The 13,562-nt window shown below is 68.6% G+C and carries 13 protein-coding genes; 8 read left to right on the forward strand and 5 right to left on the reverse strand.

Annotation, left to right across the window (positions count from 1 at the left end):
- Positions 1–36: 36 nt before the first annotated feature.
- Positions 37–774: a histidine phosphatase family protein gene (locus tag OG921_RS22095; RefSeq protein WP_266114688.1), complete on the reverse strand. Its 738-nt coding sequence runs from the start codon at positions 772–774 to the stop codon at positions 37–39.
- Between the two features lie 52 nt (positions 775–826).
- Complete coding sequence (locus OG921_RS22100; protein WP_266114689.1) at positions 827–1,678, reverse strand: undecaprenyl-diphosphate phosphatase; 852 nt, start codon at positions 1,676–1,678, stop codon at positions 827–829.
- 338 nt (positions 1,679–2,016) lie between these two features.
- Here OG921_RS22100 and OG921_RS22105 point away from each other — a divergent pair, with 338 nt between their 5' ends.
- The 4 genes from OG921_RS22105 to OG921_RS22120 are packed head-to-tail and all read left to right on the forward strand — an operon-like array spanning position 2,017 to position 5,962.
- A complete protein-coding gene (locus tag OG921_RS22105) occupies positions 2,017–2,976 on the forward strand; it encodes an aldo/keto reductase (protein WP_266114716.1) in 960 nt (319 codons plus the stop codon).
- A 42-nt stretch (positions 2,977–3,018) separates the two neighbouring features.
- Positions 3,019–4,047, forward strand: a complete 1,029-nt coding sequence (locus OG921_RS22110) for a hemin ABC transporter substrate-binding protein (RefSeq protein ID WP_266114690.1) — start codon at positions 3,019–3,021, stop codon at positions 4,045–4,047.
- Positions 4,044–5,108, forward strand: a complete 1,065-nt coding sequence (locus OG921_RS22115; RefSeq protein ID WP_266114691.1) for an iron ABC transporter permease — start codon at positions 4,044–4,046, stop codon at positions 5,106–5,108. The genes OG921_RS22110 and OG921_RS22115 overlap by 4 nt, the downstream gene beginning before the upstream one ends.
- Entirely contained in the window at positions 5,108–5,962 is an 855-nt protein-coding gene (locus OG921_RS22120) for a heme ABC transporter ATP-binding protein (RefSeq protein WP_266114692.1), read from the forward strand. Before OG921_RS22115 ends, OG921_RS22120 begins: the two co-directional genes overlap by 1 nt.
- On the opposite strand, the gene OG921_RS22125 is transcribed toward OG921_RS22120, so the two are convergent.
- Genes OG921_RS22125 through OG921_RS22135 form a run of 3 tightly spaced genes read right to left on the reverse strand, consistent with a single transcriptional unit; the run spans position 5,879 to position 9,074 of the window.
- Positions 5,879–8,086 (reverse strand): MMPL family transporter, encoded by a 2,208-nt coding sequence (locus OG921_RS22125; RefSeq protein WP_266114693.1) that lies wholly within the window; start codon positions 8,084–8,086, stop codon positions 5,879–5,881. The two genes, OG921_RS22120 and OG921_RS22125, sit on opposite strands and share 84 nt — an antisense overlap.
- A gap of 23 nt (positions 8,087–8,109) precedes the next feature.
- Positions 8,110–8,643, reverse strand: coding sequence for a hypothetical protein (locus tag OG921_RS22130; protein WP_266114694.1), 534 nt, complete (start codon positions 8,641–8,643; stop codon positions 8,110–8,112).
- Positions 8,640–9,074: a hypothetical protein gene (locus tag OG921_RS22135; protein ID WP_266114695.1), complete on the reverse strand. Its 435-nt coding sequence runs from the start codon at positions 9,072–9,074 to the stop codon at positions 8,640–8,642. Before OG921_RS22135 ends, OG921_RS22130 begins: the two co-directional genes overlap by 4 nt.
- Before the next feature lie 163 nt (positions 9,075–9,237).
- On the opposite strand from OG921_RS22135, the gene OG921_RS22140 reads away from it, so the two are divergent.
- From OG921_RS22140 to OG921_RS22155, 4 genes are all read left to right on the forward strand, one after another.
- On the forward strand, positions 9,238–10,269 hold the full coding sequence (locus tag OG921_RS22140; protein WP_266114696.1) for a hypothetical protein: 1,032 nt from the start codon (positions 9,238–9,240) through the stop codon (positions 10,267–10,269).
- Positions 10,269–10,511 carry a DUF5703 family protein gene (locus OG921_RS22145; protein ID WP_266114697.1) on the forward strand — a complete coding sequence of 81 codons (243 nt, stop codon included), beginning with the start codon at positions 10,269–10,271 and terminating at the stop codon, positions 10,509–10,511. The genes OG921_RS22140 and OG921_RS22145 overlap by 1 nt, the downstream gene beginning before the upstream one ends.
- Positions 10,512–10,516: 5 nt before the next feature.
- A complete protein-coding gene (locus OG921_RS22150; protein ID WP_266114698.1) occupies positions 10,517–11,593 on the forward strand; it encodes a quinone-dependent dihydroorotate dehydrogenase in 1,077 nt (358 codons plus the stop codon).
- A gap of 129 nt (positions 11,594–11,722) precedes the next feature.
- Positions 11,723–13,561 carry a long-chain fatty acid--CoA ligase gene (locus tag OG921_RS22155; RefSeq protein WP_266114699.1) on the forward strand — a complete coding sequence of 613 codons (1,839 nt, stop codon included), beginning with the start codon at positions 11,723–11,725 and terminating at the stop codon, positions 13,559–13,561.
- Position 13,562 lies beyond the last annotated feature (1 nt).

Below are 13,562 nucleotides of genomic sequence, written 5' to 3' on the forward strand. Positions count from 1 at the left end.
CCTCCTGAGATTCGTGCTGTCGGGCTTATCGGGTGGCTACCTGCCTGGCGGCGCACCCGGGTCCACCGACCCATTATCCCCACTTCCGGACGTGCTCACCTCGCCGCCGGGGACGCCCTCGGCGGGCTCGTCCGCGGTCTTCGGTTTCGGAATGAGCGCCGCCAGGTCGGTGCCGGTGTCGTTGAGCCGCCACACGAACGGTGCTGTCGGCGTGTACCGGACGACGCTGATCGACGCGGGTTCCGCGACGATGCGCTGGAAGCCGTCGAGATGTATCCCGAGCGCATCGGCGAGCACGGACTTGATCACATCGCCGTGCGTGCAGGCCACCCACAGCACGTCGCGGTCGTACTCGGCCGCAAGCCGTCGCTCGTATTCGCGAATCGCGGCCACCGCCCGGATCTGCACCTCGGCCAGCCCTTCACCCCCCGGGAACACCGCACCGGAGGCGTGTCGCTGCACCACCTTCCACAGCGGTTCCTTCAGCAGCTCCTTGAGCTCGCGTCCGGTCCAGTCGCCGTAGTCGACCTCCGCGAGCCGGTCCTCGACGATCGGGGTCAGCCCGAGTTTCTCGGCCAGCGGCGCGACGGTCTGCTCGCAACGCAACAGCGGCGAACGGACGATCGCGTCGACGGGCAGCCCGGACAGCCGCTCGGCAACCGCGAGCGCTTGTTCCTGACCCCGCACGTCGAGTTCGACACCGGGTGAGCGGCCGGCCAGGGTGTGCGCCACATTGGACGTCGACACGCCGTGCCTGAGCAGGATCACCGTCATGGTTGCCAGACTAGGCGTTGCTTCCGGGGCGCCGCTCAGTAGTCGACCGTGATCAGGTGGCCGACACCACGCCACCTGCGAGCAGCCCCATGACCAACGCGCCGAGCGCGATCCGGTAGCCGACGAACCAGTACAGCGAGTGCTTGGCGACGAAGCGCAGCAGCCACGCGATCGCCGCATACCCGACCGCGAACGCGATGAGCGTGGCGACGACGAGCTGCGCACCGCTGGCGTTGAGGCCTTCGCCGGCCGGTTCGAATGCGTCCGGCAGGCTGAACAATCCCGAGGCGGTGACGGCCGGGATCGCGAGCAGGAACGAGAAGCGCACCGCAGCCTCGCGGGTGAGCCCGACGAACAGGCCGGCGCTCGAGGTCGCGCCCGAACGCGAGACGCCGGGGATCAGCGACAGACATTGCGTCAGGCCCATCACCACGCCGTCGCGCGTGGTCAGCTGCTCGAGTGGTCGTTCCTTGCGGCCGTAGTACTCCGCGATCGCCATCACGATGGCGAACACGATCAGCATCGTCGAGATGAGCCAGAGATTGCGGGCACCGGTGCGAATCTGGTCCTTGAAGGCAAACCCGAACACCCCGATCGGGATTGTCGCGATGATCACATACCAACCGATGCGGTAGTCGAGTTCGCGCTTGGCGGGGTCGAACAGGCCGCGGAACCAGGCCATGACAATGCGGCCGATATCGCGGGCGAAATAGAGCAGGACCGCCGCTTCGGTGCCGAGCTGGGTAACCGCAGTAAACGAGGCACCCGCGTCGTCGCCGAAGAAGACCTCGGACACGATCCGCAGGTGTCCCGAGGAGGAGACCGGCAGGAACTCGGTCAGGCCCTGGATGACCCCGAGCACGATCGCCTGGACCCAGGTCATCGATTCGCCGACCGCGTTCATCGGCCTCCGCTCCGCACCAGGTTGGTGTCCGTTTCGGACCGTGTGTCCCAATTGTTCCAGCGCACCGCACAATTCACCCGGGCGACAGTACCTGTCCGGCACCGTGCCGCTCCCCCGGCGGTGATCACGAACCCGCGGGCCCGGCACTTGTCGATCACGAGCCCCTGGCCCCTCCGCCGAAGTTGATCACGAACATCCGGCCCCCGACACGCCGAAAACGGGGGCCATTCAGTCGTGATCAACGCGGGGCGGGGGCGGCGAGACTCGGGTCACGACATGCCGACGCGCGGCGCGGTGCACCCGAGCCGGCCCGCTTTCGCTACTACTCTTGCTCGGTGATGAAGCAGCGAACGGTGGGCAGCAGCGGGCTGCGGGTGTCCCGGATCGGCCTCGGCACGGCGAGTTGGGGTCGTGAGACCGACGGCGACGAGGCCGCGGCGCAGTTGTCTGCCTTCGTGGATGCCGGTGGGACACTGATCGACTCGTCACCCGACTACACCGACGGCGCCGCGCAGCGGATCCTGTCCGAGCTGCTCGGCGATGTGGTACCCCGCGACACGCTGGTGCTGAGCTGCTGCTCGGGAATCAACCCCGTGAAGTCCGAGTCGGAGCAGATCGACTGCTCGCGGCGCGCCCTGCTCGGCCAACTCGACGCCACGCTGCGTGCCCTCGATACCGACCACCTCGACATCTGGAACGTCGCGACCTGGGATCCGGCGACGCCGCTCCACGAGGTCGCCGCCACGCTCGAATACGCGGTCACGAGCGGGCGGGCCCGCTACGTCGGGGCACGCGGCTACCTCGGCTGGCAGCTTGCGACGCTCGCGGGCGCATCGTGGGGTGCCGGCATAGCGCCGGTCGCCGGCCAGGCCGAGTACTCCCTGCTCGAACGTGGTGCGGAGCTCGAGTTCCTCCCCGCCGCGCAGCATCACGGCATCGGCTTGTTCGCCGCCGCCCCGCTGGCCGGCGGCATCCTCACCGGCAAGTACCGCGACGGCGTGCCGGTCGACTCCCGCGGCGCGGACGACGATCGGGTCGACGAGATCGGCGCTTATCTCGACAAGCGGGCAACCCGGGTGGTGGAGGCCGTAGTCACCGCCGCGGACGGTCTGGCCACGTCACCGCTGGCCGTCGCCCTGGCCTGGACTCGCGACCGACCGGGCGTGGCCAGCGCCATCGTCGGGGCGCGCGACAACGCGCAGCTGACCGGGATCCTGCTCGCCGAGGAGCTCGAACTGCCGCGGGCAATCTCGGCCGCGCTCGACGATGTCAGCTCGCCGATCCCGCTCGGCGCGTGAGCGAGCAACGTCGATCCGACCGGGTTCATTAGCCTTACCTACATGCGCCGCCGTCTACGCCTGCTCGGATTGCTCACCGCGACACTCACCGGTGTCGCTCTGGTCGCCGGGTGCACGTCGGATGATCCGGCGAGCGACGCCGCCGCGCAGACCGGTCACACCACGGCGACGCTGGATACCCTCGACCCCGTCCCCATCACCGCCGATCCCCCGGCACCGGCATTGCCCGTGACCGTGCACAGTCTGGACGGGACCGATGTCACGATCACCGACGCGAGCCGGATCGTCGCCGCGGACAGGTACGGCACGATCGCGCAAAACGTCTACGCGCTCGGGCTCGGCGACAATCTGGTCGGCCGCAGCACTGCCGCCGCATTCCCGGCGATACAGAACGTGCCGAACGTGACTCCCGGCGGGAACTCGCTCAACGCGGAGGCGATCCTCGCGCTGCAGCCGACCGTGTTCCTCACCGACACGACGATCGGTCCGAAGGCGGTGCAGGACCAGCTGCGGGCGGCCGGCGTTCCGGTCGTCTACTTCGATCCCACCCGGACGATGGCGAATGTGACACCGCAGATCACCGCCATCGCAGACGCGCTCGGTGTCCCCGAGCAGGGCGCCGCATTGGCGCACCGCACGCAGGGCGAGATCGACGCCGCGAGCGCGAGTGTGCCCGAACAGCAGGACAAGCTGCGCATCGCGTTCGTCTATCTGCGCGGCACGGCGATCACCATGCTCGCCGGACCCGGCTCGGGCGCGGACTCGCTCATCGAGGCCCTCGACGCGATCGATGCGGGCACCGATTCCGGGCTGACGCAGCAGTTCGTCCCGATCACCAGCGAGGCGATGATCGCTGCCTCGCCGGACGTCCTGCTCACCATGACCGACGGGCTCGAATCGGTCGGCGGGGTGGACGGCCTGCAGAAGATCCCCGGCATCGCGCAGACACCGGCGGGCAAGAACGAGCGTGTCGTCGACATGGCCGACAGCGTGCTGCTCAGCTTCGGGCCGAACACCGGTCACGTTCTCGCCGCGCTGTCCGCTGCGGTGTACCCGCAGCAGCCGCAATGACGGTCCTCGCCCCCGAACGCGCACCGAGTTCACGACGCGCCACGGTCGTCCTGATCGTGCTCGCTGTGGTGCTGCTCGCGGTCGCAGTGGTGTCCGCATGCCTCGGCCAGATTCCCACCACACCTGCGGAGGTGCTCGGCAGCGTGCTGCACCGCATCGGGTTGGACCTCGGGCCGATGCCGCACCACCCCGCCGGTGAGGTCACGCTCTGGGAGGTCCGCTTCCCGCGCGTCGCGTTGGCGATCGTGGTCGGCGCGTCGCTCGGGTGTGCGGGCGCCCTGCTGCAGGGTGTCTTCGCGAATCCACTCGCCGAGCCGGGCGTGGTCGGCGTCTCCGCCGGTGCTGCGGTCGGTGCGAGCGCGGTGATCGTGCTCGGCGGCGCCTTCGTCGCCAACTGGTCGGTGGCGGCCGGAGCATTCGTCGCGGGCCTGGTCACCACCGCGATGGTGTACCTGCTCGCCCGGTCCGAGGGCCGCACCGAAGTGGTGACGCTCGTGCTCACCGGCATCGCGATCAACGCCTTCGCCGGCGGCCTGATCGCGCTGTTCGTCTTCGTCGCCGAGCCGGCCGCCCGCGATCAGGTGGTGTTCTGGCAGCTCGGCAGCCTCAACGGTGCGACCTGGCAGGCGGTGGCCATCGTCGCGCCGATGGCCCTGCTCGGTGTCCTCGCGGCACAGTCGATCGCGCCGCGCCTGGACCTGCTCGCACTCGGCGAGGGCCCGGCCCGCCACCTCGGCGTGGACGTCGAACGGTTGCGCCAGGTGGCGATCGTGATCGTCGCGGTGCTGACCGCCGCGAGCGTGGCGTTTGCCGGCATCATCCTGTTCGTCGGCCTGATCGTGCCGCACGTGATGCGGATGCTGATCGGGCCTGCGCACCGCACCCTCGTCCCGGCGAGCGCGCTCGGCGGCGCGATCGTGCTGCTCATCGCCGACGTCTGCGCCCGCACCCTCGTCCCGAACGCGGACCTCCCGCTCGGCATGCTGACCGCGCTGGTCGGCGGGCCTTTCTTCTTCTGGTTACTGCGGCGCACCAGGGCCAGCCAAGGCGGGTGGGGCTGATGGCCGAACGCGTCGACGCCCTGCGCACCCGGCTGCGCACAACCTTCGCCCGCCAACTCGACGTCCCCGAACACGTCGAGACCGGGAGCGTGACGCTGCGCGCGCACGACGTGACCGTGCGGCGGCGCGGGGTGACAGTGCTCGACGGCGTGGACTTCCACGTCTCCGTCGGCGAGGTGGTCGCACTGGTCGGGCCGAACGGCGCGGGCAAGTCGACGCTGCTGGCCGCCCTGGCCGGCGAACACCCAGCGGTGCACGGTGACATCGAACTCGACGGGCACCCGCTCGCGCACTGGACGCCGGTGCAGATGGCGCAGCGCCGCGCGGTGCTACCGCAGAGCCACGCCGTCGGCTTCCCGTTCAGCGCCAGGGAGATCGTCGCGATGGGCCGCGCGCCGTGGGCCCGCACCGTCCGCGCCGAGGACGACGACCGTCGCATCGATGCGGCGATGACGGGCTGTGACGTGCAGGCGTTCGCTACCCGTGCCTTCCCGACCTTGTCCGGCGGCGAACGAGCGCGCGTGGCGCTGGCCCGTGTGCTGGCGCAGGACACCACGACCGTGCTGCTCGACGAACCGACCGCCGCGCTCGACCTCGGCCATCAGGAGACGGTTATGCAGATTGCGCGTGGCCGCGCCGGCGATGGTGCGGCGGTGGTGGTGGTGCTGCACGATCTCGGTCTCGCCGCCGCCTACGCGGACCGGGTCGTGGTGCTCGACAGCGGCCGGGTCGCCGCGGACGGGCCACCGGGGCAGGTGTGCACGGCAGCGCTACTCAGCCGGGTCTACGACCACCCGGTCGAGGTCATCACGCACCCGGTCACCGGCGCGTTGCTCGTGCTCCCCCGCCGCTAGCCCCGCATCGAGTCCCGGCTGCCCAGACCAGTTCCGGCTCAACCCGAACCCCGGCCACCAGCACAGGTCACCGAGCATTTTCATCACCGCGGGCACCAGCCACATCCGCAGCACCGTCGCGTCGAGGACCAGCGCGAAGATCATCCCCAGCGCGATGTACTTCATCAACACGAGGTCGGAGAACGCGAACGCGCCGGTCACGACCACCAGAATCGCCGCCGCCGCACTGATCACGCCGCCGGTGCGGGCAATGCCGTAGCGGATCGCCTCCGGGGTGTCCGCGCCGTTCGCCCGCGCCTCCACCATCCTCGACAGCAGGAACACCTCGTAGTCGGTGGACAGCCCGAACACGACGGTGACGATGAGCACGAGCACCGCAAACATCAGTGGTCCCGGCGTGAAGTCGAACAAACCGGATGCATGCCCGTCGACGAACAGCCAGGTCAGCACTCCGAGCGTGGCTCCGAGGCTGAGCGCGCTCACCACGATCGCCTTCACCGCGAGGACAACCGAGCCGAACGCGAACAGCAGCAACAGGAACGACGAGAGCACCAGGATCGTGAGCAACGCGGGGAGCCCGTCGATCAGGCCCTGAATGCTGTCGTATTCGAGCGCGGGCAGCCCGGCCACCATGATCAGCACGCCGGGCGGTGCGCGCAGGTCGCGCAGCGCCTCGATGGCGGGACCGGCGTCGTCGTCGTCCACGAGGCCGGCCTCGAGCACGTTGATGCCGTCGCGGGTCGGGGTGCTCGGCGCGAACGGTGCGGTGAGCCCGGGTGTAGCGCTCGCGGCCACGCGGATCTCACCGAGCTGTGCATTGTCCGCGCCGATGACGACCAGGCGCAATGGCTCGGTCCGGAACTGTGGAAAGGTGCCGTCGAAGTCCTGCTGCGCGACCCGCGCCGGGTTGTCGGCCGCGAGATAGCGCTCGCTCAGCCCGCCGAAGTCGATCCCTCGGATCGGCAGAATCAACGCGAGCAGCACGAGCGTCAACGGCACCGCAACCGCGACGGGCCGGCGCATCGCTGCCGTCGCGATCCGAGAGAACACGCCGGAATCGATCTGTTCGGCGGTCTTGGTGCGGGAGAACCGATGCCAACTGAGCGCGTCGACGCGTCGTCCGAGAATGGCGAGCACCGCGGGGAGCATGGTGGTGGACAGCACTGCGGCCAGCACGACCGCGCTGATCGCACCGTAGGGCACCGAGCGCAGCACCCCATGCGGGTAGATGAACAGTGCGGCGAGACTGACCGCGATGATCGCCGCGGAGAACACGATCGTTCGCCCCGCGCGGGTGACGGTGGTGACCACCGCTTCTTCCACGCTTCGCCCGGCGGCGATTTCCTCGCGGAACCTGGTGACGGTGAACAGGCCATAGTCGATCGCGAGACCGAGACTCACCAGTGTGACCACCGCGCTGGCGAACGCGTTCACCTCGATCCCCGCCGCGATCGCCCGCATGATGCCCTGCGCGCCGAGGATCGTCATGACACCGATCAGCACCGGGAGCAATGCGGCGACCACGCCGCCGAACACGAAGAACAGCAGGATCGCGACGAGTGGCAGCGCGATCAGCTCGGCGCGGTGGATGTCGCTCTGCATTCCTTCGTTGATCTGACCGACGATCGGTTGCAGTCCGGCCAGTTGCACCGTCATGCCCGCGACCCCGAGATCGTCCACGATCGCATCGAAGTTCTCCACCGTCGCGACACCCTCACCGCGCAGACCGATGCTGGCGAACGCGTACCGGTGTGATTCGTCGGCGAAGCCGGAGGTCAGTGCCCCGTCCCAGTAGCTGTCGATCTTCTGAATGCGGTCGGGGTAGCGCGCGAGCAGATCCGCGAAGTGTGCGCGCATCCGCTCGGCGATCTGCGGGTCGTCGACGGTGGCGCCGTCGGGGGCGGTGTAGAGCGCGATGACATCGCTGTCGGTGTCCCGGCCGAAGGTGTCGTCGGCGAGCCGTGATGCGACCGCGGATTCGGCGGTCTCGTCGAACCAGCCCTCCTGGCTCAGATGAGCGGCCAGGTCCCGGCCGAACAGGCCGCCGATCGCGACGAGACCGATGAACAGCACGACGACGACGTGCCGGCGGCGGTAGACCACCCGTCCAAGGGTTGCGAACATGGCGTCGAGGTCGCTTTCGTCCGCTACCCGCAGGCCTGGCTGTGGTAATCCGCGGTGCGCAGGATGCCACACAGGTCGACGCGCGAGATCTTCCAATCACCGTCGACGAGCACGAAGTGCAGGTTCGCGGTGCGCACCCCGGTCCCCGTGCCGTCCTTGTCCAGCCGGGCGGTCGCGGTCAGCGTGCCGTCGTGATTGTCGAAGATCGGATCGACGACCTCGTACACGGCGTTGGGGTGTTCCCGCAGTGCGCGGTAGAGATCGGGGATGCTGGACCGGAACGCCTCACCGTTCTGGATCAACGCGATGCGGGCGTCGTCGGGCAGATCGGGGTCGAGCGCGCCCTTGATCTTCGCGTCGAGTTCGCCCGCGGTCGGGATGGCGGCGGGTGCGGCGGCGAGCGCCGAACTCGTCGCGGCCGCCGACGCTGCCGCGATCGCCGACGAACGGGCCGCTGCGACGGCGTCCTCGTCGATATCCGATCCGCAGGCGGCGACGAGCAGGCCCGCTGCCAGCACCGGCAGCAACCGCCGAGCCCACCACGCGATACCCGTCACCAGCTCATCCGGCCGAGCAGGGCACGGACGATCGTGGTCTCTGCGGTATCGGGCCGCTCCGGAACGGCCGCCGAAATCATGTCTCGCACAAGAGCGACGATACTTCGCACGTCATCGAGGTCGATATCGGTCACCGGAGCCTGCGCGGTGGCGACGATGTCGGTGCGGTCGGGTACCACGTCGGCCGGCAGGTCCTCGCGGTACAGCTCGACCGTCATGGTCGCCCGCACGACCTGAAAGGCGAAGGGCCGTCGGTCGGCCGCGATACCGAAACCATGCGCAAACGGTCCTGCGGTGGCGTCCTCGATGAGGAATTCGTGCGTCCAGTCGCTACGGCCCGCGCGGTCGGACCGAGACGCGCCGGGGCTTGTGCCTTCGCTCGACGAACCGTCGCTGTCGCGTTCGGCCGCATCCCCGTGCTCTGTGCCCACTCGCATCTCCGACTCTGCCGCTGGACGAACCCAGCGTTTCTTACTACACGGTAACCAACGGTTGTGGCCGCTGCGACACGAGTGGCGACCGCGTGCCCGGTCACAATCCGCGGCATGGTCAGATGTACTGCGCAACTCAGCGGCACGGGAGGAGTGGGGTCGGATGCGCTCGTCGCTGCCTCGGCTTACGGTGGCCACCACTGTCGCACTCGCGTTGGCGGCCGGTTCGCTGCTCACCGCATGTTCCGACGGCCCCGCGGGCAGTCTGCCGACCGTCGAGCCCCCGACGCCTGCCGCAGCACCACCCGCTACGTCGCCGTTGCCCGGATCGATTCGCTCGACCGGCAGCGGAATCGACTTTCTCGCCGTGGACGCCGATTCCGGCATCGTGGCGATGCTCGGCGCCGATCGCTCCACCCTACTGCTGACCGCTCATGCCGATCCTTCCGCGCCGATCCGGTCGGTTCCGCTCGGTGCCGCCGGTGCGGGCCTGGTCGCGGGACGCCCGGGTGAGGTCCTCGTCCCCGCCGGCGACCGCGTCGTCCGGGTGTCGGTGGCCGACGGTGCGACCACCGACGTGCCGACTGGCGGCAATGCGGTCAGCGCTATCTGGGCGCCCGACGGCACGCTGGCCGTCGGTACCTCGGACGGGAAGGTCCGCCTCATCGACCCGGAGTCCGGGCAGAGCACCGAGATCGGCGGCTTGGTCTCGGTCGACGGGCTTGCGGTGACCGGCGATTCCCTGGTTGCCCTCGATCGGCGACAGAGCTCGGTTACCGAGATCGACCTCGGCGACCATTCGCTCGGGTTGGCGCTGCGGGCCGGCGAGGGCGCGACCACCATCGACGGCGACCGGCTCGGCCGGTTTGTTGTCGCGGACTCGACCGAAAGCGAATTGCTCGCCTTCACAGCCGATCCGCTCGTCCTGCACCAGCGATTCCCGGTAGGCTCGTCGCCCTACGCGGTCGCAGTCGACGACCGGTCCGGGATCGTCTGGCTGACGTCGACCGCGACCAACGAGGTTGTCGGCTACGACCTGTCCTCCGGCATCCCGAAGGAGACTGCGCGCTTCGCCACGGTCCGCCAGCCGAATTCGGTGGCCGTGGACGACAGCACCGGAGACCTGCTCGTTGGGTCGGCGGCCGGTGAGGGCCTGCAGACGATCCCGGCGAGCAGCACCCAGGGAGGACGCTGATGTCGAGTCGCCGCACCAAGATGCCGCCCGGTTGGGAAGGCGACCAGAACGACGACTACGAGTACGTTCCGTTGCGGCTCCCACCGGATGTCACCCGGGTGACGGCCTCGATGCGTCTGGCCATTCAGGCGGAGTTCGGCGGGTGGGAGTTGTCCCGGGTCCGGCTCTACACCGACGGCAGCCGTCGGGTTCTGCTCAAGCGCCGTAAATCCGCGGCGCCCGCCACCGAACCAGCACTCTGAGGCAGATGTACCAGATCCTGCTGCGGCTGATGTTCCTGCTGCCGCCCGAACGCATTCACCACATCGCGTTCACGGCGATGCGAATCACCGGCGCGCTGGCGCCGTTGCGCCGGCTGGCGGCGAAACTCCTCGTCGTCCGCGACCCGATCCTGGCGAGCCGGGTGTTCGGCGTCGACTTCCCGGCGCCGCTCGGACTGGCAGCCGGCTTCGACAAGAACGGCTCCGGCGTGGACGCCTGGACCCCGCTGGGGTTCGGCTACGCCGAGATCGGCACGGTCACCGCGCAGGCGCAGCCGGGCAACCCCGCGCCGCGTTTGTTCCGCCTGCCCGCCGACCACGGGCTGATCAACCGGATGGGGTTCAACAACCTGGGCGCAGGCAACGCCGCCAACAATCTGCGACACCGTCGCCCCGGCGTGCCGATCGGCGCGAACATCGGCAAGACGAAGGTGGTCACCGCCGCCGACGCGCCCGGCGACTACGAGATCAGCGCAAAGCTGCTCGGCCCGCTGGCCGATTTCCTGGTGGTCAATGTGAGTTCGCCGAACACACCGGGACTGCGCGATCTGCAGGCGGTGGAATCGCTGCGGCCACTGCTGCAGACCGTGCTCGCCGTTGCCACCGTGCCGGTGCTGGTGAAGATCGCGCCCGACCTGTCCGACGAGGATGTGGACGCGGTGGCCGACCTCGCCGTCGAGCTGGGATTGGCCGGCATCGTGGCCACGAACACGACGATCGCGCGCGACGGACTGCGCACCCCGGCCCACGACGTCGAGGCGATGGGTGCCGGCGGGCTGTCCGGAGCTCCCGTCGCCGACCGTTCCCTGCAAGTGCTGCGGCGCCTGCATGCCCGGGTGGGCGACCGGCTGGTGCTGGTCTCGGCGGGCGGAATCGAGACCGTCGATCAGGCGTGGGAACGAATTCTGGCCGGCGCCTCGCTACTGCAGGGCTACACCGGCTTCATCTACGGCGGACCCTTCTGGGCACGACGAATCCACCGCGGTATTGCCGCCAAACTGCGTGCCGAAGGCTATCCGGACCTCGCCTCCGCGGTGGGTGCCGACGCGAATACAGCGGGCTGACCTCGACTCGCCTCAGTTTCCCCCCAGCAACCATGGTGGGTGCTATCTTGGGCGCGTCCGAACGTGCCGAAACTCACAATCCGGACACCTCACACCGTGAGATTTCGATCCATCTGCCTGGGAGCCGTGATGAATCAGCCCGTCGATATCGCCTATCCGCACGCCTCCGGAAAAGCGGTGCGGACGCTACCGGAAGCATTCCAAGCGACCGCCGCGATGCATCCCGAGAAAGTCGCTCTCCGCACGCCGGGTGATATTCAGACCGTCACGTGGCGGGAGTACGCCGAGCGGGTCGAGAAGATCGCTTCCGGCCTCGCGGCGATCGGCGTCGGCCCGCGCGACACGGTCGGCATCATGCTCACCAACCGGCCGGAGTTCCATCTCGTCGACACGGCAGTGCTGCACCTGGGCGCCATACCGTTCTCCATCTACAACACCAGCTCGCCGGACCAGATCTCCTACCTGTTCGGGAACGCCGAGAATCGCCTCGTCATCACCGAACTCGCGTTCCTCGCGGCGATCCAAGCCGCCGATACCCACGTCGAACAGATCATCACCGTCGATGGGCCGGCGACCGACACCGTGACGCTGGCCGACATCGAAGCCAACCCGAAGCAAGACTTCGATTTCGCCGCGTCCTGGCACGCGGTGCAGCCCTCCGATCTGGCGACGCTGATCTATACCTCCGGCACCACCGGTCCACCGAAGGGCGTGGAGATCAGCCATCTGAATCTGATCGCCGAGGGTGTGGCCCTGCACCCGATCTTCGAGGCCGACTTCGATGATCGGATCGCGTCCTATCTGCCCGCGGCGCACATTGCCGACCGCGCGTCGGCGCACGGCCTCAACATGATCGCCGGTATTCAGATCACCTCGGTTGCCGACCCGCGCGAAATCGCCGCGGCGTTGCCGGACACCCGGCCGACGGTGTTCTTCGGGGTGCCCCGGGTGTGGCAGAAGATCAAGGCCGGCATCGAGGCGAAGCTTGCGGCGGAGGAGAGCCCGGTCAAGAAGGCCCTGGCGAACTGGTCGCTCGGAGTCGCGAAACAGTACGCCGCTCGCAAGGTGGCGGGAAAGAGCGTGTCGCTGCCGCTGCAACTGCAGCACCGCGTAGCCGACACGCTGGTGCTGTCCAAGGTTCGGCACGCGCTCGGCTTCGACCAGATCAAGATCGCGTCCTGCGGCGCGGCCGCCACCCCGGCGGAGGTGCTCGAGTTCTTCCTCGGCCTCGGCATCGAGATCAACGAGGTGTGGGGCATGTCGGAGACCACAGGCGCGACGACGAGCACCTTGCCGGGCGATCTGGCATTCGGCACCGTCGGCCGGCCCGTCGAGGGGGTCGAGGTGAAACTCGCCGACGACGGTGAACTGCTGGTCCGCGGCCCGATGATCATGCCCGGGTACCGCAAGTTGCCCGAAAAGACTGCCGAGACGATCGACTCCGACGGCTGGCTGGCCACCGGTGACATCGCCGAGATCGACGATCGCGGCTTCGTCACCATCGTCGACCGCAAGAAGGAACTGATTATCAACGCGGCCGGCAAGAACATGTCGCCGACCAATATCGAGAATGCGATGAAGGGTGCTTCCTCGCTCATCGGACAGGTGGCCGCGATCGGCGATGCGCAGCCCTATATCGCCGCGCTTATCGTGCTCGATCCGGATGCCGCGGCGGTACGGGCCAAGGCCCTCGGTATCCCCGAGGCGGACATGGCCACGCTTGTCGGACATCTCGAAATCCGCGACGAGGTCAAGCGGGCGGTCAAGGATGGCAATACGAAGCTCTCCCAGGTCGAGCAGATCAAACGATTCATCATCGTCCCGCAAGCCTGGGATCCGGGCGGCGAGGAACTGACGCCGACGATGAAGCTGCGGCGCAAGCCGATCGCCGAGAAGTACGCCGGTGAGATCGACGCTCTCTACGCCGATCCGACCGACGACCGTGTGATCGATATGAGCAGAAGCTGAC

It is taken from the genome of Aldersonia sp. NBC_00410, assembly GCF_026342035.1.
Classification (GTDB): domain Bacteria; phylum Actinomycetota; class Actinomycetes; order Mycobacteriales; family Mycobacteriaceae; genus Aldersonia.